At 68.6% G+C, this 956-nt stretch carries 1 protein-coding gene; it reads right to left on the bottom strand.

The annotated features are described in order from the left end of the window. The coding region (locus Mam01_RS36045; protein ID WP_239101888.1) for a condensation domain-containing protein at positions 1-956 on the bottom strand (956 nt) is incomplete at both ends.

The raw sequence follows: 956 nt of genomic DNA, 5'->3' as shown, positions 1-956 counted from the left end.
GTGTACCGGCGGGCGCCATGTCGACCCGGGTGAAGCGCAGGCCGGGAAGCTCCAGCGTCCGCTGGGGTGAGCTGTCCAGCGCGAGCATGACCTGGAAGAACGGGCTGCGGCTGAAATCACGTTCCGGCCGCACATGCTGGACGATCCGCTCGAACGGGGTGTCACCGTGAAGCTGGACCTCCAGAAGGTTCGCGTGGGTCGCGCGCAACGCCTCCGCGAGTGTCGTGCCGGGGCGGGTCACGGAGCGCAGGGGAAGGGTGTTCGCCAGGAAGCCGATCATGTCGGCGGTGCCCGGGTGCGTGCGGCCGGAGGACGGAATGCCGATGGTGACGTCGTCCTGACCGGTGAGTTTGGCGAGCAGCAGCGTCAACGCGGTCGTGATCACCGTGAAGGTCGTCGTACCGCTTTCCCGTGCGAGGCGCTCGACGGTCCGCGCGGGCAGACCGAGCGGAACGGCGTTCCCACGGTGCGTCTCGTACGGTGGGCGCGGCTTGTCGGTGGGCAGGTCGAGCGTCTGCGCGCCGGCGAGATATCCGCGCCAGAAATCGAGTTCGGAGTCATCGGCCGGAGTGTCGAGCTTCCACTGGGCGTAGTCGCCGTACTGAAGAGGGGCGTCCTGCGGCAACGGGTCGCCCGCACAGGCGGCCTCATAGTGCGCGGCGATCTCGCGAAACAGCACCGTGAGGGACCAGCCGTCCGCGATGACATGGTGGAGCGACAGCAGCAGCACGTGCTCGTCGTCCGAGACACGCACCACCCGCGCGCGGAACAGCGGACCCTGTTCGAGGTCGACCGTCGAGGTCCGCCACTGCTCCAGGGTTTCCGCCAGGTCGGGTACGACGGTGAGTGGCGGCTCCCAATCCCACTCGTCGTGTACGACCTGAACGAGTTCCCCCTCCGTCATCCGCAGGGTGGTGCGCAGGCTTTCGTGGCGCCGGGCGGTGTGGGCGAGGGCC

Origin of the sequence: Microbispora amethystogenes (assembly GCF_016863015.1) — a bacterium.
Lineage (GTDB): Bacteria > Actinomycetota > Actinomycetes > Streptosporangiales > Streptosporangiaceae > Microbispora > Microbispora amethystogenes.
The sequence above is the reverse complement of the archived record's forward strand: the minus strand, read 5'-3'. Positions and strand labels throughout refer to the sequence as shown.